The organism is Corynebacterium sp. CCUG 51687 (genome assembly GCF_024453995.1).
GTDB classification, from domain to species: Bacteria; Actinomycetota; Actinomycetes; order Mycobacteriales; family Mycobacteriaceae; genus Corynebacterium; species Corynebacterium pseudogenitalium.
On sequence record NZ_JAGPYT010000018.1, the window covers coordinates 1 to 22135 of the forward strand.

Genomic DNA, 22135 nt, shown 5'->3' on the forward strand with positions numbered 1-22135 from the left:
AGACAGCGCCGATGCCGCGTGCATTGATGATGCATTGTTAACCATGAATCTGGCCCACAACCACTTGACACAGAGCGAGCCGACCAGCCACCTGGGGAAACGTCAACGGCGCCTCCAAAAACCAGGAATTTGGTGTCACACGATCCAGCACAAGCACCAAATTCCCCCTCACACCCGAGCTGAACTGGGGAAATGCAAAACCCGCGCCCCAAAAGCAGGAATTTGGTGCGCGGCTTGGGCTCTACGCGTCCCGCGCCTCAGTCAACAGCACGCCGATCACCCACAACGCCACGGCCCACACGGCGAAGATGCCGAGGGAGGCGCCGAGCTCCCAGTGTTGGGTGGGTTGGTTCATCATGAAGGCGATGAGGTTGTTGAAGGGCAGGAACTTGGCAACGTCTTGGCCGTATTTGGGGATGAACCCGACGATGGTCTCCAGGAGGAGCATCATGGACAGGCCGATCACGATGGCGGCGGACGTGTTGCGGACGATCCAGCCGACGCCCTGGGTGAACAGGGTGAGCAGCGCCATGCCGAGGGGTACTGCCCAAAGGGCGCGCTGGGTGGCGCTATTTGTGGTCCAGCCTGCGGGGACGGCGGTGGTGAGGTCGGCGAGGATGAACGCCACGACCACGGCCAGCAGCGTCGCAACCACAACGCCGACGACGCCCACTACGACTTTGGCCAGGGCGACTTGCCAGCGTTGGGGTGTGAGGCGGAAGTTGGTAGCGGGGATGCCGAATCGGTATTCGGTGGTGACGGTCATGGCGGCCTGCACGATGACGACGATCCCGATGGTCATGGAGACGGTCGAGACGACGGTCAGGGGTGTGTAGGGCATGCCGGAGGTGTTGGCCAGCCAGCCGAAGAGTGCGCCGTAGATGCCGGCGACGATGATCATGGCGGCGCTGGTCCACCAGAAGGAGCGGGTGCTGCGGAGTTTGGTCCACTCGGAAAGTATGAGGTTCATGGTTACTTGCCCTCCTGGACTGAGTGTTCGAAGCGGGATGCGAACTGTTCGGTGCCTTCAGTGGATTGGATGTAGGCGTCTTCGAGGGAGGCGTGGTGTTCGCTGAGTTCGGTGAGGATGACGCCGGCTTCGAAGGCGATGCGCCCGATCGTTTCGGGGGTGGCGTCGTTGATGGTGAGGTTGGGTCGGCCGTCGGCGTCGGTGCCTGGGCTGATGGTGGCGCCCGGCGCGCCTGCCTCCACGGCCACCCGCAACGCCCCCAAGCCATCGTCCAAAGCACGCACCACAACGCGGGAGCCGGAGTGGGCCTTGATGAAGTCGTGGACGGAGGTATCGGCGACGAGTTTGCCCTTGCCGATCACGATGAGGTGGTCGGCGGTCTGCGCCATCTCGGCGAGGAGGTGAGAGGACACCAGGATGGTGCGGCCTTCCTGGGCGAGCGCGCGCAGCAGGGAGCGGACCCAGCGGATACCTTCCGGGTCGAGGCCGTTGACGGGTTCGTCGAGGATGAGGTATTCGGGGTCGCCGAGCAGGGCCGCGGCGATGCCGAGGCGCTGCCCCATGCCGAGGGAGAACCCGCCGACCTTCTTGCCCGCCACGTCGGTCAGCCCGACGAGGGAGAGGACTTCGTCGACGCGGGAGGCGGGGATGCCGGAGGCCTGCGCCTGCCACAGGAGCGTCGCGCGGGCGGAGCGGTTGGGGTGCACACCTTTGGCGTCGAGGAGGGCGCCGACTTTTTGGGCGGGGCGCTTGAGGTTGCGGTAGCTGGTGCCGTCGATAAGACAGCTGCCTGACGTGGGCTTATCCAGGCCGACGATCATGCGCATGGTGGTGGATTTGCCTGCGCCGTTGGGGCCGAGGAACCCGGTGACGATGCCGGGTTTGACGCGGAAGCTCACGTCGTCGACGGCGCGGACGGGGCCGTAGACCTTTGACAGGTTTTGGACTTCAATCATGCGAAACAGTATGCCTGAGAATGTCTGGCAGCGCGGCACGCAGCCCCGGGTGTAGGGCGAGTTCTTCGAGTTTTTTCAGGGGAACCCAACGCAGTTCGACGCTTTCTTCGTTGGCGGTGGTCTCGAGTGGCTCGCCGGAGCGCACGCGCGCGAGCACGGTGGTGTAGGTCCAGCCACTGGGTGCGGGGCCGGACGTCACTAATTCCTTATCGACGTCCACTTCGCCCCCATCGATACCGCATTCTTCTTCCGTCTCCCGCAGGGCGGCTTGGGAGGCCGTTTCGTGTGAGTCGCGGGCGCCACCGGGGATGCCCCACGTGTCTCCTTGGGCGGTCCAAGGGGCGCGGTGTTGCATGAGCACGACGGGCTCGCCGCCGTGCGTGGCCTGCAGGAAGAGCCCCGCGGCGCCGTGTTTGCCCCACATTTTCTGTCCGTTGGGCCCTTCGACCCATCCGTTGCCGTCTCCTTGCATGTGTTCCACTGTAGGTCGTTTCCTAGAAATAGGTCGGGCCCGGTGGTTATGGTTGAGGAATGACTGTCACGACGCCACCTCCCAGCGACGCCTGGTTGGATGATCTTGCGCTGCATCCGCAGCAGCGCGCGTCGAGTGGGCCGATTCGCGCGGCGCGGCGCCTGGCGGACTTCGTGATCACCACGCCGGGCAAGATGCTGGCGATGATGCTGGTGCTCACGGTGGCGGTGGGCGCGATTGGGTTCGCGCAGAGCCAGTCGATGAGTAAGCGCCAGCACGCGCTCGACGTCTTGGTGCAGACCACGGAGCCGATGAACCACTCCGCGCACGTGCTGCTCACGTCGCTGTCGCAGGCGGACACGGTGGCCACGACGGGCTTCGTGCAGGCAGGGTTGATGACGCCGGATGAGGTGAAGGCGTATTTGGCGTCGATAGATCAGGCGGTGATCGCGGCGAGCGACATCTACGAGGGCGCCTCGGAGCTGACGCGGCCGGAGGACCAGGAGCGAATCCAGAACCTGGTGCGCTCCATCCAACGCGACCTGCCGTTGTACGTGGCGTTCATGGAGCGCGCGAAGGTGAACCAGCGCCTGGGCAACCCGGTGGGTGTGTCCTATATGTCGGAGGCGTCCAGCATGATGCGTGAGCGGATGATCACCTCGGCGAACACGCTGTTTGCGCTGACGCAGCGCCAGGTGGCGGTGGAGATGGTGCGGCTGAACGCGCCGCAGTGGGTGCCGCTTTCGGGCCTGGTTGCGGCGCTGTTGTTGCTGGCGGGTGCACAGTGGTGGCTGTGGCGCACGTTCCGCCGCCGCTGGAATAAGGGCTTCGTGGCGGCGACGGCGGCGATGGTGGTGGCGCTGGCGTGGGTCGCGGGCTCGAACTTCATTTCGTGGCGCTCGGGCGTCATCGGGTTCGAGCAGGCCGCGGCACCGCTGCGCCAGCTTACCGACGCCCGCCTCCGCGCCCAGGAGACCCGCACCGACGAGACGATGGCGCTGCTTCGCCGACAGTCCGTTGCGGAGTCGGCGGAGTCCTTCGAGTCCACGTACCAGGGGGTGAGCGCGGCGTTGGATACGGCGTCGGATGCGCCGGAGGTGGCGTCGGCAAGCAGGGCGCTGGAGCAGTGGTCGCAGGCGCATGGCGAACTCGTCTCGACGCTCGATGCCGGCCGGTTTGAGCGCGCCGTCGACGTGCTGATGGTCGATAGCGCGGACCACCCGAGCGCGTCCACCGCGTACACGGAGCTGGACGCGAACATGGTGACGTTGATTGAGTCGGCGCGCGCCGAGATGCGCAACTACATCCACACCTCCCTGGACGCGACAAGGCTGGTGTCGACGGTGGTCGCGCTGCTGTCGCTGCTGGCGGTCATCAGCATGTGGTTCGGGGTGCAGCGGCGATTCAGGGAGTACGTATGATGCGCAGGGCTGGCTCGTTGTTGGTAGCGCTCGCGGTGGCGGCGGGCGCAGTGGGGTGTGCGCCGCAGTCCTCGCTGGAAGAGCTGCCGACGGGGGCGGCGTCCACGGCGCACGAGGCAATCCCGTTGCCGCCCGGCGCGCTGCTGGACGGGGCGGGCAAGCAGCCGTCGATGGAGTTTGTGCCGCACGGCCTGGACTGGGAGGGCTCGCTGCGCCCGCGCGCAGCCACTCCGGAAGATGACCCTGCCCTGGAGCAGATCCGGGAGCGCGGCCGGCTCATCGTGGGCGTGGAGCAGTCCCAGTACCTGCTGTCCTACCGCGATATGGTGCGCGGGCAGCTTCGCGGATTCGAGGTGGAGCTGGCCCGGGAGATCGCCCGCGACCTTTTCGACGACCCCGAGGCGGTGGACTTCCGCTTCGTGGACTCGGCCTCGCGTGCGGAGCTGCTCCGGGAGGGGCGCGTGGACATTGTGATTAGGACGATGTCCATTACCCCGGAGCGCGCCTCCAAGGTGGCGTTCTCCACCCCTTACCTGAAGTCCCAGGTCAGGGTGCTGGCCCCGATTGATCGCGGTATCGCGAGCATGGACGACCTGCCAGAGCGCACCGTGTGCGTCGTCGACCGCACGACGCTGCTCAACATCGTGCGCACCCTCGCTCCGCACTCCCCGGTGCTGCGCACCCGCTCCTGGTCCGACTGCCTCATGGCCACCCAGCAGTTCCAGGCCGACGCCATCATCGCCGACGACGCCATCCTCGCCGGCATGCTCGCCCAGGACCCGCACACCGACATCCTGCCCGACGCGCTGGCCACCCAGTACTACGCCGTCGGCATCCCGCTCGGCAACGATTCGGTGGTGCGACAGGTCAACGCGACCATCGAGCGCATCCGCACCGACGGCACCTGGCACCGCATGTTCCAGGAGTGGCTGTCGGATTCCACCACAGACCCCTACCCCCCACCGCTGATGTACCGGGAGGAACCCAATGAGCACGAATGACCCAGGCACCGAGGCCGTCGCCTTCGACCCCTTCGCCGACGACGACGATGACGACGACCTCTTCGAGTACGACGACTCCATGTCCGCCCTCCTCGAGGACCTCGAGGCGCTGCGTCAGGAGAAGCGGCAGGAGGATACCTCGCAACGCTCGCGGCGCCGCGCCCTCGACCGCTTCCGCGAGCTGCGCGGCACCAAACGCGAAACCCGCACCGTCGCCGACGGCATGGTCGAACTGCCCTGGGTCCACCCCATCAACCCCACCGACGCGCTGCGCGACCCATCCACCTTTGAAGGCGTCCCCGCCCCGGCGCTGAAGCCCGGCGACCTGGTCGCCGAACAGTACGAGGTGCTCGGCACCATCGCCCACGGCGGCATGGGCTGGATCTATTTAGCCACCGACCACTTCGTCTCCGGGCGAAACGTCGTGCTCAAGGGGCTGCACTCGGCCCGCAACAAGGACGAGGAGGCCGCCGCCGTCGCCGAGCGCGAGTTCCTCGCCGACATCACCCACCCCGGGATCGTCAAGATTTTCAACTTCATCGACGACCCACGCGTGCCCGGCGGGTTCATCGTGATGGAGTACGTAGGTGGGCCGTCGATAAGCAGGTGCAACGTTGACATCGCGATCGCCTACATCCTCGAAGTGCTGCCCGCGCTGGACTACCTGCACTCGCGCGGCGTCGTGTACAACGACCTGAAGCCCGACAACATCATCGTCACCGAAGACCAGGTCAAACTCATCGACCTCGGCGCGGTCTCCGGCATCGGCTCCTACGGCTTCATCTACGGCACCAAGGGCTACCAAGCACCCGAAGTAGCTACCGACGGCCCCTCCGTCCAATCCGACATCTACACCATCGGCCGCACCCTCGCCGCCCTCATCATCGACCTCCCACACGACGCCGACATCCCCACCCCCACCACCGAACCCCTCTTCCGCCGCTACATCTCCCTCTACCGACTCATCGCCCGCTGCTGCGCCCCCAACCGCGACGACCGCTTCGACTCCGTTACCCAACTCGAAGCCCAACTCCTCGGCGTCCTGCGCGAAGTACTCGCCATCCGCGACGGCCGCACCTTCCCCGCCCAACACTCACTCTTCTCCCCGCAACGCCGCACGTTTGGCACCAAGCACGTCGTCTTCCGCACCGACCAACTCATCGACGGCATCACCCGCACCGTCACCATCACCCCCCAAGAAGTCAACATCGCCCTGCCCGTCCCACTTGTCGACGCCACCGACCCCGGCGCCGCCACCCTCCAAAGCACCACCTACTCCGAACCCTCCGAAACCCTTGCCGCCCTGCGCCAAGCGCTTGCCGAGGACCGCCACCCCGACTCCATCGAAATCCCCTTCGCCGTCGCCCGCACCCTCCTCGACCTCGGCTTCACCACCCAAGCGCGCACCTGGCTCGACTCACTTGACGAGGGCCTGCGGAAGAACTGGCGCTACCACTGGTACACCGGCATCACCAACCTACTGACCAGCAAATACACCGACGCCCAGGTCGCCTTCTCCCGCGTCCTGCAAATCCTGCCTGGCGAATCCGCCTCCAAACTGGCGCTTGCCGCCGTCGCCGAACTCCTCCTCCAATCCGCCGACCTCCACGACACCGCGCTATTGGAACCCAGCGTGGCCCGTGGCGCCGCCGGCATGAACCGCCACCTCGACGAACTCCCCAACACCGTCTTCGAGCACCTCCACGAAACCGGCTCCCTCGACCCCGACTGGTCCATGGTCACCACCAACCCCGCCATGCTGCGCTTCCACGCCATCCGTCTCTACGCCCTGGTCTGGAGCACCAACCCCACCACCGTCTCCTCCGCATTCGGCCTGGCCCGCCAACTCATGCACGAAAACCAACCTGAGCTTGCCGCCGCAGCCCTGGACCGCGTCCCCGTCGCTTCCCGACACAACCGCCTCGCCCAACTCACCTCCATCCTCAGCCTGGTCACCGACCCCACCGAGCCCCGCATCCGCGAGGCCGCCCTTCGCCTCCAACGCATCCCCAACACCGAACCCCGCTACCTCCAAATCAAAGTCTTCATCCTCCGCGCCGCCCTCACCTACACCCTCGACGGCCACCACCCCGACCCCTCCCCCATCCTGGACACGAGGTTCACCGCCCACGAACTCCAAAACGAACTCGCCAGGACCCTGCGCGCCCTGGCCAGAGTGGCGCCCTACCTCCAACACCGCTTCGACCTCGTCGACATGGCCAACAAGATCCGCCCCGTGACGTGGTTCTAGGGTTTGCTTGGGTTTCGGAGGGGAATTTGGTGCCTCTGTTTGAGGCGCCAGTGCCAAAGGACGCATTCGAGTTTGCCTAGCCCTTTTACTACCAGCGCGTTTGAACATCTGGTCCAATTCGGCGAGTTGCGTCTTTTGGCACTGCCTCCTAGCAAGGCGCACCACATTCCGGGATTTCCCCTAGCTGGCAGGTTTTTGCGTTTCCCAGGTCGCCGGTTTCCCCGGGAGGGAATTTGGTGCGCATATTTGAGGCGCTAGTGCCAAAGGACGCACTCTCTTTTGGCTAGCCCTTTTATGAACAGCACGTTTGAATATCTGGTCCAATTAGGGTTGCGTCCCTTGGCACTGCCTCCCAGCTAGGCGCACCACATTCCGGGATTTCGGCAGGCAGGTTTTACGTTTCCCCAGGTCGCTGGTTTCCCGGGAGGGAATTTGGTGCGCATCCCACCCAGCCCGGCACCAAATTCCTCAATTTCCCCTACCCCAAAGAAATTCCCCCCAGGTCACAATCTGGACCTGGGGGAATTTGGTGCAAACCCAATCAGCGGGCTTAGAAGCCGCCTAGGCCAACGGCTGCGGCCACAATACCGAGCAGCGCCAGCAGGCCGACGACGATGCCTGCGATGGCACCGCCGGACAGGCCACCCGTTTCCCCACCCTTGCCTGGGTTCTGCTGCTGCGCAGTCGAAGGCGCTGGGTGGGCGGTTGGGCGAGTGGTCGGCTTGGCAGGGCGCGCGGGAGCCGGGGCGTCGTAGGTTCCGCTCGGCGCCGCGTTCAGTGAGGTCACTGGTGCTTGGCCGGCGCGGGTCGGGATGGCGGCGTTGGCCTGGGTCGCGAGTGGCTTGGTTGGCCGTGGTCCGGCGCCACCTTCCGCCTTGCCCACGGTCTGCTCTGCCCGCTTGAGCAGGTCGGACTTCTTCTTGCGAAGTTCCCGTATGAGCTTCGCGGTGTCTTCGCCGTTGTAGTTGAGGGCGGAGAACTCGATGGTTTCGTCGGCGACGATGTCGTTGTCCTGGTTAAACACCCGGAAGGTGATCGGCATGGTGGAGCCGGTGTAGCCGGCGGTGTTGGTGATTGGGACGCTGATGGGCAGTTTGGACTCGTCGCTGAGGGCGCCTTCGATGGTGTATTCCTGCTCGTATCGGCCGCCGGGGTAGGTGGCCTGGAGGCGGAACTTGTGGATGTCAATGCCCAGGTTGGACAGCTCCAAGGCGATCTTGGAGTCAGTGCGGTTGGCGATAATGATGTTGCCAGCGCCTTCCTCGTTGCGCACGCGCAGGCCGGCCTTGCCGTTGTTGAATTCGGCGGAGTAGACCTCGAGTTCGCGGACGGTTGGTTCGTCGTCGGCGTGTTCGTGTTCGTGGTCGTCCTGGCCGGGGGTGCCGGTGGTGCCGTTGGCGCGGCCGATTTGGCCGCCGATGAAGGCGAGGTTTGGCCAGTCGGGGTCGATGTCGTAGTCGCCGGTGTAGCACTGGACGGTCTGGCATGCCTTCGGCAGCTTGCCCGTCGGACGAGAGCGCTCGTTGGAGTAGCGGAAGTCGGTGAACTGGTAGAGGTAGTTCATGACTGAGAGGTAGCCGGGCACGTAGTCAGAGATTGGGCGGCTGGTGTCGGCGAGTGGCCCGGAGTGGGTCAGGCCGAGGTTGTGACCGAACTCGTGCAGGATGGTGTTGCGCAGCTGGTCCTGCGAGGTCATCATGCGGTTCTTTGCGACGTAGAAAGCGCCGTCCCCGATCAGTGCGTTGCCTGAGGAGAAGTTGGTGCGTGTTTGTTGGTCGCCGATGACGCCGACGCGGAACACGGTCTGGCGTCCGTTGAGGAGGCGGTCGCGGTCCTCGAGCATCTTGATACCGGAGACTTTGCCTTCGAAGTAGTACGGGGTGAAGTCTTCGGTCGGGCCGCCTTGTGGGTGCTCGAGGCGCATTGGGTTGTAGTAGTCGCCGGCGTCGATGTGCAGGTTGATGTTCTGCTGCGCGAAGGCGTCAACGAGGTCGTTGAGGGTTTGGCGCGACGGGCGGTACACGTTGGTGTTGGCTTCGGAGCAGTCGAGGAACTTGCGGAAGTCTTCCTCGGTTGGCGCGTATTTGCGCTGCTCGGAGCACTTCTTGGTTTCCCATTCGGACTTCATCCAGTTGAGTTGGAGGAAGAGGTCGACCTTCTTGGGGTCGGCGCCCCACTTCTGGAGCGGGAAGACCTTGCCATTTTCGTCGGTGAAGCCGTTTTCTTCCCATTCGTCGGGGAAGCCGTCGCCGTCGGTGTCGATGGTGCCTTGGGCGACGTCGAGGGTCATAGCGGTGATGGCGCGCAGCGTGCCGTTGGCGGGTACGTCTTGTTCCCAGACGCCGGCGACGAAGTGGGCGTCGTCACCTGTGCCGCCATTGATGGCGTCGTGGCGCTGTTCGCCTTTGCCCTTGCTGGTGGCGCCCATGAAGTCGACGTTGATTTTGTAGGCGTTGCTGACGTCGACGTGGTAGCCGTCGCCGCGGGGGACGCCGGTGACTTGGAAGTCGCGGTCGATGATGCCGCTGGCCATTTCGACGCGCATGTTGGCGGCCTGGCCGGTGGTGTTGCGCAGGTCAACGGTGACTTGGATGGAGTCGTCGCCGACGACGAACGTGCGGGTCATCTCGACGCCCGAGTTGGGGTCGGTGTGGCGCAGCACGACGCGGTCGGTGTTCCCGACGGGCTTCGCTTCGACGACTTCGGTGGCGTTGCCGACGTAGCTCATGGGTGAGCCGTTGACGGCGCCGTCGATGTAGAAGGCGTTCTGCAGCAGGCGCGTGGTGCCTTCGGGATGGTTGAAGTACATCCAGGACACGCGCGCTTTGTTCACGTCGACGCGGAAGTTGCCGCTGTCGGAGTCGCGGTTGACGCCGATGGCGAAGCTGCCTGGGGTAATGGCCGCATCCGCGTGTGGGGCCACGACGATGCCTGCGGCGACGCTAACGCCTGCGAGTATCGCTGCGATGCGTTGTTTGTTGGTTTTGCCGGTCACTGTCGTTGTCCTCTCAGCGCTGCTGGTTGATTGGGAATGCTAGGAATGTGCGGAAGAAGTCGCGGTGTTCGTACAGGAAGTACCCGAGCCCGCCCAGGAAGGCGAGGAGGCCGAGCACGAAGCCCGCGATTTTCGCGCCTGGCGGAATCTCACTGCTTGTCGACGACCCTTTCTCCACCTCTTGCGGCCCCTTCACCACCTGCACTCGGAGGAGCTTGGTGGCCTGGGAGCCGTCCGCGAAGCTGACCACGACTGGCACTGGCACGAGTCCAGGTTTCGCGCCAGCGGGTGGCGTGACGGTGAGTGCGCCGGTGGCGGCGTCAATGTCGATCTTCCAGTTGGCGAGCGCTTTCGGTAGCTGGCCGAGGGCAAACGCCTCCTTGGCGGCCCCGGCCGGCTTCGGCACCACGTAGGTGGTCGCCTTGCCCGGGTAGGCCTTGATGGTGTCGGTGAACTCCGGGGTGGCTTCGGCCAGGGACGGTTTGCCGTCGCTGGTGAGCACGGAGATGCGTGCGTTCGCGATGGTCGTGGAGCCGTCCGGGAAGTTGATGCGCACCGGGACTTCGCGTACGCCGGGGACTGCGTTCGGGCGGGCGCCGACGGTGAGGGCTCCGGTGGTGGCGTCGATACGCGTGTCGAGGCCGCCGACTGGGTTGAGCAGCGAGTAGTGCGCGCCCTGCAGCGTCGGGGTGAGCGTGACGGTTTCGCCTGCGCGGACCTGGGTTGGGTCGTACGCGTTGGAGACTGCCCCGCCCATCGCCTTGACGGCGGTGGCTTGCGCCTCGACGAGCTTCTGGGAGCCGTCCTCGAAGGTGACCACGATCGGGATCATGGTGCGGTCCCCGACGTGCGCCGATGCGGGGGCGGCGACGGTGAGCGCGCCTGTGGTCGCGTCGACGGCGGCCTTCCAGCCCTCCGCGGCGAAGTCGGCGGAGATGGCGTAGGTGGCTCCCTTCGGTGCGACCTTCGGCTCTTGGGTTACGGCGTTGGCGCCGATGGCCACGCCGATCGGGGTCCAGGACGGTTGCTCGCGGTGGGCCTGCGAGTCGCGGGCGACGTTGAGCTGCACTACCTTCGAGCCGCCGTCGGGGAAGTTGATGCGCACGCCGAGGTCGTAGCCCTGGCCGGGCTTGGCGTCCTTCGGCAGGGTGACCTTGATCTGGCCGGTCTTCTCGTCGACGTCAACGCGCAGACCAGCCACGCCGCCGAGCGCAGCCGCGCCTTCCGGTTCGAAGGTGACGCCGGTCGGGATGTCACCCTTCGGCGTGATGGTGACGGTGCCGTCGTCGCCGACGACGGCGTCCTCAAAGTCCAGGTTGGACGTGTAGGCCTGCGGCTTCGCGTCGCGCACGCCGATCACGGCCACGACCGTCTTGTTGGAACCGTCCGCGTAGCGCGCGACGACCTCCACGTTCAGCGGTTTCGCGTCCTGCGCTGGGGCGGTGGCGGTGATGGTGCCGGTGGTGGCGTCGATAAAGAGGTCCCAGCCCTGGTACTTGGAGGCCTTCGTCAGGATGGCGAACTCGGGGTCGGAGGCGGGGTCGAAAGGCTCGGTGAGGTTGACCTTGATGGTTTCACCTTCGAAGGCCTCGCGGCGTTCGTACTCAAACTTCTGTGTTTGCGCGAACTGCGGCGCCAGCACCTGGAAGTGCGCGATGATCTCCTTCGTGCTGCCGTCCGGGTAGGTGACGGTGACGGGCACCTCGATCGGCTTTCCAACCTCGGCATCCAGGTCCGCGGAAAGGGTGATCTGGCCCGTATGCTGGTTCAGCTTCACGCCTTCGGCCTCCGTGCTAAACGACGCCTCCTTCGGCAACGGCTGGCGCTCAAAAACCATGCCGTTGTAGCCCAGCTTCGCGTACGGTGCCGGTGAGGTGGCGGTGCCGCCGGCGCGGACGTAGGTGTCCGAGTAGGAGGAGTCGTAGCGCTCGGAGTCCTTGACGGCTGCCGTGACCTCGACGGTGATGGTGTCCTGCTCACCCTTCTCGGTGCGGACCTTCATGGTGTAAGTGCCCGGCTTCACGTCACGCGACGGGGCGGCGTACACGGCGCCGTTGGCGAAGACGGTGAACCAGTCCGGGTTCCCGGGCTCCGCGACGACGCGCACGCCCTGCGTGGAGCGGACAGGGGTCACGCCGGTTTCCTCTCCGGCGCGGACCGTGATGGGGTTCCACGCGAACTGATCCGGGGCGACAGGGCCCTCGGGGTCCGATGGGTCTGCTGGATCTGCTGGGTCCGTGGGATCTGCGGGCTCGGATGGTTCGGCGGGCTCGCTTGGCTCCGGTGCGTTCTCGTCGACCGTGATGGTGAAGGAGTCGCGCTTACGCTTTCCATCCTCGGTGACCTTGTCCACGACGACCTTGGAGGTGCCCTCCTTCGTCGGCGTGCCGACGATCGCGTGCTGCTCACCGTCGTACTTTAGGCCCTCCGGCAGGCCCTCGACCTCCACGGAGGAAGCGTCCTCGACGTCGAGCGGGATGTGCACGTCGGTGCCGGGGCGCACTGGCGGGACTTCGGAAGGTGCGATGTCGGCATCTTCCGGCTCGCCGAGCTCAGCCGAGTCGGCGACCGTGATGGTGAACGTTTCCTCGAGCGGGTCGCCTGCGCCGGTCACACGCGCAGTCACGTTGAACGTGCCGGTCTCAGTTGGACGGCCGTTGATAAACAGGTAGGAGCCGGAGCCAAGGCGGGTCTGGGCGGAGGTGCTCAGGCCCGCGGGCAGGCCCTCCAGCTCGATGACGGCGTCAGCCGGGACGTTCCACGCCATCACGCGGCGCGGCTGGATCAGGCGGTTCTGCCAGTACTTCTGGTCCTTGATCGGCTCGATGGTTGGGCCGTCGGCGAGGGTGACGTTGGCTTCGACGTCCTTGGTGGAGTCGTCAGCAAAGGTGATGGTCACCGGCACCTTGAACGTAGTGGTTTCGATGCCTTCGCCGGCGGTGGCGTTGAGGGTGCCGTCCTTGGAAAAAGTGAGGTGCCAGCCGGTGGGCGCCGAAAAGCCCTCCGAGAGTTCCCACTTCACGGGGGTGCCGATTTTGTTCCAGGCGGCGGTCCAGAAGTTGCGCTTCAGCTGTGGCTTCGACGATTCAGTCTTGCCAGGCGCGACGACGAGGTCCGGGAACGTGACGTCCGTACGGGCCGCCTCAGTGCGTGGCGTTTTCCATGATGTGGACTCAGCAGTGGGCTGCTGCGCCGTGGCTGTACCTGCCACCACCGGCGCACCTGTGATTACTAACGATGCCCCAAGTGCGCATGCCGCTACCGACACCCCACCTCGCCGCTTCGCCCCGTTGCGACCGCTCACGTTGCCCATCATCGTTCCTTCTTAAAACTGTCCGTAAATTGCTAAACGCTACTCAGTGTACTCACTGTGCAGACATTTGCCTTTACAGCTGTTGACATGCCGTTTTAAATTCTAACGAATAACGGCCGTACAACAAAGGTGTTGAACAATGGCAGACAGGCGCACGGGAGGCTACGCGCGGCGCGCGAGCGCCGCCGCCTTCTGCGCGATGGCAAGCTCCTCGTTCGTCGGCACGACAAGTACTTTCACGCGAGAGTCGTCGGCGGAAATGATGCGAGGTCCATCGTTGGGCAGGGAGTTGCGCTCCGGGTCGATCTTGACACCGAAGGCCTCCATGTTGTCTAGGGCGTCCTCGCGCACGAACTTGTCATTCTCGCCGACGCCCGCGGTGAACGTGATCGCGTCTACCCTGCCCAGCGCCACCATGTAACTGCCGATGAAGCTGCGCAGCCTGTTGATGTAGACGTTGTAGGCCAGCCAGGCGTCGCCGTCCTCGTTTTCGATCATGGCGCGCAGCTCGCGGAAGTCGTTCACGCCGGCCAGGCCCTTGACGCCGGAGCGCTTGTTCAGCAGCTCGTCGATCTCGTCGATGCTCATGCCGCCGTGGCGCGCCAGATGGAAGATGATGCCCGGGTCGATGTCGCCGGAGCGCGTACCCATGACCAGGCCCGCGAGCGGGGTGAGCCCCATCGACGTATCGATCGCGTGCCCATTCGCCACCGCCGAGCACGACGCCCCGTTACCCAGGTGCAGCACGATCTGGCGGGTGTGGTTCGGGTCGGACCCGATCAGCCCCGGCACCTGGCCCGAGACGAACTCGTGGGAGGTGCCGTGGAAGCCGTAGCGACGGATCTGGTTCTGACTGGCCACCTCCGCGTTGATGGCGTAGAGCGCCGCGGCCGGCGGCAGGGAGTGGAAGAAGCCGGTGTCGAACACCGCGACGTGCGGGATGTCCGGCAGCAGTTCGCGGGCGACCTCGATGCCGTCGATGTTCGCCGGGTTGTGCAGTGGCGCCAGCGGCACCAGGTCCCGGATCATGTCGACAACCTGGTCCACGATGATTTCAGGCTGGCTGAACACCATGCCGCCGTGCACCACTCGGTGCCCCACCGCCACCACATCCAGGTCCTTCGGGCTCACGCCGCGCAGCGCCAGGCGGTGGAACGCCTCCTCCAGCCCGTCTTTGTGCGTGGGGATGGATTTTTGCAGCACCCAGCGGTCCTCGCCGTGCTTGATGGTAATGCGGCCTTGGGGTTCCCCGATTTGCTCGACAAGCCCTGAGACGAACGGTGCGTCCGAGGCGTCCGAATTCGGGTCCACGATCTGGAACTTCACCGAGGAGGAACCAGAGTTAATCACCAGTACGTAGCTCATTTACTTCACCCCTGCCTGAATCGCAGTCACGGCCACAGTGTTCACAATGTCATCGACCGTCGCGCCGCGCGAAAGGTCGTTGACCGGCTTGTTCAGCCCCTGCAGAATCGGGCCTACCGCCAGCGCGCCGCCAGTGCGCTGCGCGATCTTGTACCCGGCGTTGCCCGCCTCAAGGTCGGGGAAGATGAACACGTTCGCCTGCCCCGCCACGGGTGAATCGGGTGCTTTCTGCTTCGCGACGCCCTCATCGCACGCAGCGTCGAACTGGAGGGGGCCGTCAATAATTAAGTCGGAATTAATAGCACGGGAGGCGGCGACGGCCTCGACTGCGCGCTCCACGTCGGGGCCCGCACCGGAGGTGCCCGTGGCGTACGAGAGCACCGCAACCTTCGGCTCGATACCGAATTGAGCGGCGGTCAACGCGGAGCTCACGGCAATTTCTCCGAGCTGCTGCGCGGACGGGTTCGGATTCACAGCACAGTCGCCGAACGCCCACAGACGGCCCTGCATCACCATCAGGAAGATCGAGGACACCACGGAGGCCTCCGGGCGCGTCTTGATGATCTGGAACGCCGGCTTAATCGTCTCCGCCGTGGTGTGCACCGCGCCGGAGACCATGCCGTCCGCGCGCCCGGTGTGCACAAGCATCGTGGCGAAGTAGGAGACGTCCCGCATCACCTCGCGGGCCTGCTCCAGGGTCACGCCCTTGGATTTGCGCAGCTCGGCGAAGGCCTGCGCGAACTCCTCAGACAGGTCGGAGGTGCGGTGGTCCAGCAGCGTCGCCCCCGACACGTCCAGCTCAAGCTCCCGCGCCTTCGCGGTGATCGCGTCCACGTCACCCAGCAGCGTCAGCTTCGCGACGCCCCCCTCCAACAACCTGTGCGCCGCCTCCAGCACGCGAGGGTCCTCACCCTCCGGCAGGACGATGTGCGCGCCGACCTCGCGGGCCTGGCCCAACAGGTGCGATCCGAAGACCAGCGGGGACATCACCGGCGCAACCTCCGGGATAGTGAGGTCGGCCGCCTCCGAGACATACGTGACCGTGGCGAGCAGCGTCGCACCGTAGCGTTCCACCGTCCGCCGCGCGAGGGTGGCGCGCTGCGGGGCGTCGATAAGCACGATGACCGCAGCCCCGAGCGCCGCAGCGAGCTCCGCATCAAAGGAGCACTCTCCCTGGCCCACGAACAAGGTGGGTTGTTCCTGGCCCTCGCAGGCGGCGTACGACTCGGCGAGTGTCTCCCCCGTGACGTGGAAGGTTTGAAGGCCGTGCCGTGCCGCGAGCGCGTCAGCATCAGCGCTGCCGAGGTTCGTGCTAGTGCAGGTGAGCAGTAGATGTTGAGCCATAACCCAGCCTTCAGAATCGTGGCGGACATAAATGCGTATCATTCTACAGTCCTGCCACAATACGCGGGCGGATTTTTGGGACCCGGTTCACACGTTTCCCAACCGAGTGTCAGGTCTCACTTGGGGGTCGGTGCCCGAGCTGTTTCGTACCCGGGGCCGACAAGCCCCCAATGCAACGACCGCCAAAAAGTTCCCGCCCCCGGGAACCATTTCGGCCTTCAGGCCTGTTCCGGTCGACCACCACTCTCGTTTCACCAGGTCGCGACGCATGTCTACGAAAAAAGTTCCGGGTTTTCATAATGACCGGGGAACAATCCCTAACTCTCACGGTCGTGACGTAATGCAGACCCTGAGAATCGGCCCTGCATGCAGCCAGAGGCTCGCTCGACCTTTTGGCACCAAAGCTAGAAGCTGTCAGTAAAGGTTTTGATGACGGTCTCCCACAACAAGAAATCACTTCGAAGGGTAATTGCCTATTCCGTTTGATTTGCCGACATGCCTTCATCCCACCTTGCGACTCGCGGAGATCTTCGGCGTCTTCCCGGAAGAGCTCTCCAGGTCGAGTTCTTTGACCGGGGGTTCTGTTGATTGGCGATCGTGGACCTGTCTCCTTTTTGGTGGACAGCCGATATCCAGCCCAGGAGGTGTACACAGCCTTGAAACGCCGAATCCTCAACGTCGACAACCCCCACGATTATCTCAAGGAGCAACTCGAACTACTGGCCGACGACACCGCCGAATAACGACTAAAGACTCGAAAGGTTCTTACACCGCATCAACGGACTTGACCGAACCAGAGTTCAGAGAAATATGATCTGGACACCGTGTAACGCGTCTGCTGGAATAGTAGTGCTCCGCTACGCTAGGAATCAGAATTCCACTTTTCAAAGCGGGGAAGTTGCTCGTAGATCTTCTGACATTCAGGACACATTGGCAACTTTTCATGATCACTTTGAGGAACAAAGCTTGTTCCACACAAAGAAGAGACGGCCTTTCCTTCGACTGTGTTGCGAACGAGATGCTTTCGATGAGCATAATGGCTGATTTTTCCTGGTTCCGAGAATGCAAGCTCTTCAGCAGCTACAAGTTGCTCGAGCTCATCCTTCCGACACGTCCAACAACCTGGCTCCCCCATGTTTGAATAGGTATCCCCATATCGGTCCCAATGTTGTTCAGGCGGGTCGATGGAACTCAGTAGACGGAGGGTCAATACCCAAATCAATGGGTCTGTAACGAACCGGTTTTCGGGCTTAATTTCCAAGAAAAAATCGTCGGATTCTATCCCCTCCCTCTCGGGTGTGACCTCCAGAATGATGGTCGCCATTTTTTCGTTCCGGTCGAGAGGATTGGACACAGTAAAACTATATTTTCCACCTGAGTGGATCTGTGTCAGTGCCTCCAGAGCCAATCGCTGTATGCATAGTTCCCATTCGGTTCGCAACCCTGCCGCTGTTTCCAGCCGCAATAACTGCTTATCCTGCTCGGTAGGTTGCCATCGCAGTATTGTCGCGTTGTCGTTAGCTTGTTTAACCTTTTCGTAGAAGTCATCGTGATCTTCATGCTGACCTTTTGCCAAGCCAGCAACCACAAGCCAACGTACACCGTCTGCGTCTTCCCATACGCCCCCACGCCACTGGGAAATTTTTACCTTCCAAAGACGCATGTTGGTGGCGCTGGAAATTTCCTCTGGGGTTCCATCCTCTTCCGGTTTTTCGCTGAATAGCGATTTTGCCTTCTCGATAAGCGGATGTGGTAAATCGCTCAGAGGATGCAAACTGTCTAAATCATCGCGCTCAAGAGCACGTTGAGGAAAAGGGTTCTCCCAGTCAGTACTCAAATCTCTTTTCAGTACCCGGATAGTCGGTCGAGCGCGACGATTATGCATAACTCTGATAATGCCAAACTTCCTGATTCATACCAAGGGATAGCCCCTTACAGGAAATTTGCTATCGATTGATCGGCAGCTCGGATTGTTTCGCCTTGATGAAAGAACATCTCGGCAAGTTCATTTCTATCAGCGCGACGTTTATTGTCGAACAGCGCTAAATCGCGAGCGCGAATACGCCGATGCGTACCTACTTGGTAAGAAGGAATCTCTCCGCGATCGAGGAGCTTACAAAGATGAGTCCGACTCATTTTAAGCTTCTTAGCAGCTTCGTTAGGAGTCAGCTCTTCACCGTCACTAAGGAAATGAATATCCTCTCCGCTGCGCACTAAACAGGTAATCTCTGCAATTAGTTGGCGAACATTTGGTCGGCCTTCTGCCTCTACAATTTGTTCGAGCTGAGCAATGTCCTCGGCAGTAAAATGACTAGCGGGAAGTGTATGCATCTTAAATCGTCCTTTCGGGGTCACTGCCCAACGTTCTAACTAACTTAAGTGCCTTAAATGATTTATCTGTCACATCTGTCATAGGTGACATTAGCTCAAAGGCAGCTGGAAGTCTAGTTTTTGTCAAATTATAGGACGCCTCCAACGATAAGATATGTCGCGACCTCTAGATATTGTTGAATAGGCTAAGCCAAAATTCGGCCATGCACAGTTAACTCTACAGATTAAAATCATGAGAAGAAGACTGAGCTGTTTGTTAGCGAACGTTGGAATTGGGCTACGTTTCGACCGTCGCTAACACGAGTAGTAATGCCATGCTCGCGAAGCGCACTACCACCACAAAGAAGAAACCCCGCCTGCTCACACGCCTTAAGACAAATGCGAGCCACACGACGCTGCACCTCGAATTGACTATCCACTATGAACAACCCCGCCTTGTAAACGAGGTAGTTTGTTCTCCCACGCCTGCATAATCAACGGGGAAAGACCAATGCGATCCCAGAGACGGACAAGCTCCTCCGCGTTGACCATCGTGCGTAAATCCGCCAACGTGCCTTCTGTCATCACAGCAGAATACAAAACAGTTTTTCCCCATCCTGGGAAAGATCAACAGTTACCGGCTGCGGGCGTGGCCAATACAAACGCTTCGGAATAGTAAACAACCCTACTACGGGACCGCGTAGCTCTTCGAGCGTGTCTGGAACGATAAAAGGCTTACGAAACCGCGTACCCCGTGGCACCCGAGAAGACGTACCCATCCCACAACACCTCCTTACTACTGCCATCTAGTCTAAAGATGTTATGTCCTTAGGGTTTTTGGACACGGAGTCCGGTGGCTTCTTGGACACGGGATCCATGGTGTTCTTGGGCGCTTCTAGCGGCTTACGGTTGTAGCCTGCGCTTCGGCCGGGGTTTGGATAGTTTCGGGTTCATCCGCGGTGGTTGGCGATGTTTCATTCCTTCGACGAGGTTAATGTTGATCTGACCACCTGGCGGGCGGTGGCTCAACGTGATCGGCAAGGGCACGCTGAAGAGGAATTCACCGTCATGGGCCGTGTAGAACTTAGCAACATTATCGGCTGTGACTGTGGAGTAGAGCCTGCGGTTTTTAAACCTCAGACCGATGTAGAGACCGAAGCTGCATACGCGTACAACGCCATCTTTGCTCACGCAGAGCTGGTCTGGGATACCCCAATGGTTTGTTGATTGTGGCGTCGGTGCCGCTAGTGTGGGGGTATCGGTGGGAGGTATGCCTTGCTGAGCTGCCATGTCATCGGTGTTGGCCTCGTGTGAAGTTGCCGCTTCCGCGAGGCCGTTTGGCATTTTGGATATAGCGTGAGGATTGTGTGCCTGGTTATAGTCAACTACGCGGGCCCAGATCTGATCAGGATCGAGTGGATGCGTAGGCGACGGTGCCTTGGGGAAGGTATCGAAAGCCTGGCGTGGGGTGATGTGCATCTTGCCGACCAACAGCGATTGATGCCGTCGTCGTTCGTTGTATACCTGGCGATATTCGACCAGATAGGTGTTGACCTCAGCAAGGCTGACTGGGTGGCGTGCATCGAGGAACTGGGTCAACGTACGGTGAGATCGCTCGTCTTTTCCCTGGGTTGTTGGAGCGAAACCAGCAATGGCAAGTACGCCTTCGCCAGCGAGCCAAGTTTCAGTAGCAGAGAGAAAACCACGGTGGTAGGTGGCGAACGCATCGCCGTTGTCAGAAAGGATTTCTTGAGGTTTGCCGTAAGCGGCGAACGCTGCGGCCAGCGCAGCGCGCGCATCAGTACCGTTTTCGGGTAGGGCGAATGCTGTGGTTGCGACATCGAATCTGCTGGCGTCATCGATGATCTGGTAAATCGTGACATGTGTGTGGGCATGGTCAAAGAGGCGGTAGACCAGTGCATCGATTTGCCAGAGTTCACCGACGAAATCACGGGCGAAGCGCTTATAGGAGCTGCGGGGCCGTTTGCGGGCATTAGCATCAACAAATCCCAGTTCATGCAACCACGAGGCGATTGTGGACCGCGATGGGGTGCGATCTGCACCTAAAGTGCCAAACAAGAAGTAGTAGATCGACCAAGGCCCATAATCCAAGCCTTGTTCCATCAGCTGTTGCTTGGCATCAACGACTGCGATTTTGTCGGCCTCGTCGAATTTCTTCAATGGATTCTCCGGGGCAGCCGAATCCGGGAAACGAAGGCAATTCTTAAGCGAAGCGGAGTTGGGCGCAACCTATCGAACTCCACGAACTGGCAAACAGGTTAAACTCGCACCAACAGGTCGGCAGCACTCTGTGACTTCGTCCATCTACCGATAGTAGAAAACCGACCCTACTTGCATTACCGTTCAGATCCGACACCGGCTCGCGCGACCTTCTTGCATCAACACAAAAAGCTGCCGCCCGCCACAAACGGCGGACAGCAGCTTTTTACTTCTTACCAGACGCTTAGTAAGCGTTTACCCCTTTTCCTCCCCCGCAAGGGGGAGGCGTTGAAGAGTGCTATCGCGTTACTGCTTCGGGGTAGCGGACTCCTTCGCATCGTCCTCCTTGGAAGACAGCTTCGTCGTCTTGCCGGAGGAACCCTTCAGCTCCAGATCCTTCACAGAGGAGCTTGGGCCACCAGGCTTGCAGTTGTCGTAGATAACCGTGCCGGCCAAGATGCCAGCCGCGATCAGTGCGATACCGCCGACGACCATGCCCAGATCCGCACCAACGGTACGCAGCTGCGCATTGATCTGCTCAACCTGCTTAGCCATCTCCGGGTTGAAGATGCCAGCCTGCTGCTGGATGCGGGTGTTCGCAGCCTGCAGCTGAGCGCTTGCCTGTGCGGCGAAATCGCTCAGGCCAGGGATCTGAATCTGGGAAGCCAGACCCAGTGGCAGCAGCGCGATCAGCGGCAGACCGAAGCCCACAGCGGATGCGGCACAGCGACCAGCGTTGATCTTGCCATCGTTGCCGTCGAATGGGTTGAGGCCCTTCTTCAGCTCATCGCCGTTGTTCACGCCGTCGCCATCGAAGTCACCGTCCGCATCCAGGATGGACTTGCCGTCCTGGCCAACCAGGGTGAAGGACGCCTTCACACCAGTGTGCTCGCCGGTGCTGTTCTTCACGGTGACATCCACCGATGGGTTTGCAAGCGGTGCAAACTTCTTCGTGAAGTCGTCCCAGCCCTTAGCGTCAGCCGTCTTGAAGGCCTTCATGAGGTCCTCCGTCGACGGTGCCTGACCAGTGACATTCGCGGAAGCTTCAGTGTTGATGTCCCACTTCGCACCGTGCAGCTCACCGCCGTTGCGCTTGGTGATCGTCGCCGTCGTGCCCTTCGGCGTATCGACGGCCTCTCCGACCTTCTCGCCGTCCTTCTTGTTCAGCTGAACCTTGGCAGTACCCGTGGCACCCGGCCTGACGTCGGTCTTCGGGTAGGACGCCACAACGTTGTCACCGAGCTTGTCACCCTCGGATGGGTCGGTTTGGTCACCGGTTCCCGGCTTGTTTTCCTCGCCACCTGGGTTCTGGGCCTTGTCGACCTCGATCTCGATCTCAGCCTTGCCACCAGGCAGGTCCGGATCCTCGACGACCAGCTTAATCGGTCCTTCGACATCCTTACCAGGTGTGACGTAGACCTTGCCGTCGTCGCCGACGCGGACCGGGACGTCCTTGCCGTCCTCATCCTTAGCAGAGATCTTGGTGTCATCATCCGGATTGTTGACCTTTACACCAG

The 22135-nt window shown here is 62.1% G+C and carries 14 protein-coding genes; 3 read left to right on the top strand and 11 right to left on the bottom strand.

Annotation, left to right across the window (positions count from 1 at the left end; translation table 11 throughout):
• Positions 1–241: 241 nt before the first annotated feature.
• From KBX13_RS11105 to KBX13_RS11115, 3 genes are read right to left on the bottom strand one after another with little or no spacing between them, the layout of a single operon-like run.
• Positions 242–970, bottom strand: coding sequence for an ABC transporter permease (locus tag KBX13_RS11105; protein ID WP_071573089.1), 729 nt, complete (start codon positions 968–970; stop codon positions 242–244).
• A gap of 2 nt (positions 971–972) precedes the next feature.
• Positions 973–1926, bottom strand: coding sequence for an ABC transporter ATP-binding protein (locus tag KBX13_RS11110; RefSeq protein ID WP_256022205.1), 954 nt, complete (start codon positions 1924–1926; stop codon positions 973–975).
• Positions 1919–2398: an NUDIX hydrolase gene (locus KBX13_RS11115; protein ID WP_070975670.1), complete on the bottom strand. Its 480-nt coding sequence runs from the start codon at positions 2396–2398 to the stop codon at positions 1919–1921. Before KBX13_RS11115 ends, KBX13_RS11110 begins: the two co-directional genes overlap by 8 nt.
• A gap of 59 nt (positions 2399–2457) precedes the next feature.
• Between KBX13_RS11115 and KBX13_RS11120 the strand changes: the two genes are divergently transcribed.
• From KBX13_RS11120 to KBX13_RS11130, 3 genes are read left to right on the top strand one after another with little or no spacing between them, the layout of a single operon-like run.
• A complete protein-coding gene (locus KBX13_RS11120) occupies positions 2458–3819 on the top strand; it encodes a hypothetical protein (protein WP_256022206.1) in 1362 nt (453 codons plus the stop codon).
• Positions 3816–4820, top strand: a complete 1005-nt coding sequence (locus KBX13_RS11125; RefSeq protein WP_256022208.1) for a glutamate ABC transporter substrate-binding protein — start codon at positions 3816–3818, stop codon at positions 4818–4820. The genes KBX13_RS11120 and KBX13_RS11125 overlap by 4 nt, the downstream gene beginning before the upstream one ends.
• On the top strand, positions 4807–7071 hold the full coding sequence (locus tag KBX13_RS11130) for a serine/threonine protein kinase (protein ID WP_256022209.1): 2265 nt from the start codon (positions 4807–4809) through the stop codon (positions 7069–7071). The genes KBX13_RS11125 and KBX13_RS11130 overlap by 14 nt, the downstream gene beginning before the upstream one ends.
• Before the next feature lie 550 nt (positions 7072–7621).
• Here the strand turns inward: KBX13_RS11130 and KBX13_RS11135 are convergent.
• The 8 genes from KBX13_RS11135 to KBX13_RS11170 all read right to left on the bottom strand — a co-directional run.
• On the bottom strand, positions 7622–10066 hold the full coding sequence (locus KBX13_RS11135) for a hypothetical protein (RefSeq protein ID WP_256022211.1): 2445 nt from the start codon (positions 10064–10066) through the stop codon (positions 7622–7624).
• A gap of 13 nt (positions 10067–10079) precedes the next feature.
• On the bottom strand, positions 10080–13379 hold the full coding sequence (locus tag KBX13_RS11140; RefSeq protein WP_256022213.1) for a YPDG domain-containing protein: 3300 nt from the start codon (positions 13377–13379) through the stop codon (positions 10080–10082).
• Positions 13380–13541: 162 nt separating this feature from the next.
• Positions 13542–14744: an acetate kinase gene (locus KBX13_RS11145; RefSeq protein ID WP_070361838.1), complete on the bottom strand. Its 1203-nt coding sequence runs from the start codon at positions 14742–14744 to the stop codon at positions 13542–13544.
• The gene (gene pta, locus KBX13_RS11150; RefSeq protein WP_256022215.1) at positions 14745–16088 is read right to left on the bottom strand and encodes a phosphate acetyltransferase; all 1344 of its coding nucleotides are present in this window, start codon (positions 16086–16088) and stop codon (positions 14745–14747) included.
• A gap of 862 nt (positions 16089–16950) precedes the next feature.
• Positions 16951–17973 carry a DUF3039 domain-containing protein gene (locus KBX13_RS11155; RefSeq protein ID WP_256022217.1) on the bottom strand — a complete coding sequence of 341 codons (1023 nt, stop codon included), beginning with the start codon at positions 17971–17973 and terminating at the stop codon, positions 16951–16953.
• A gap of 47 nt (positions 17974–18020) precedes the next feature.
• Positions 18021–18419 (bottom strand): helix-turn-helix domain-containing protein, encoded by a 399-nt coding sequence (locus tag KBX13_RS11160; protein WP_256022218.1) that lies wholly within the window; start codon positions 18417–18419, stop codon positions 18021–18023.
• An 882-nt stretch (positions 18420–19301) separates the two neighbouring features.
• On the bottom strand, positions 19302–20579 hold the full coding sequence (locus tag KBX13_RS11165; protein WP_256022220.1) for a DDE-type integrase/transposase/recombinase: 1278 nt from the start codon (positions 20577–20579) through the stop codon (positions 19302–19304).
• 345 nt (positions 20580–20924) lie between these two features.
• The coding region (locus tag KBX13_RS11170) for a hypothetical protein (protein WP_256022222.1) at positions 20925–22135 on the bottom strand (1211 nt) is incomplete at its 5' end.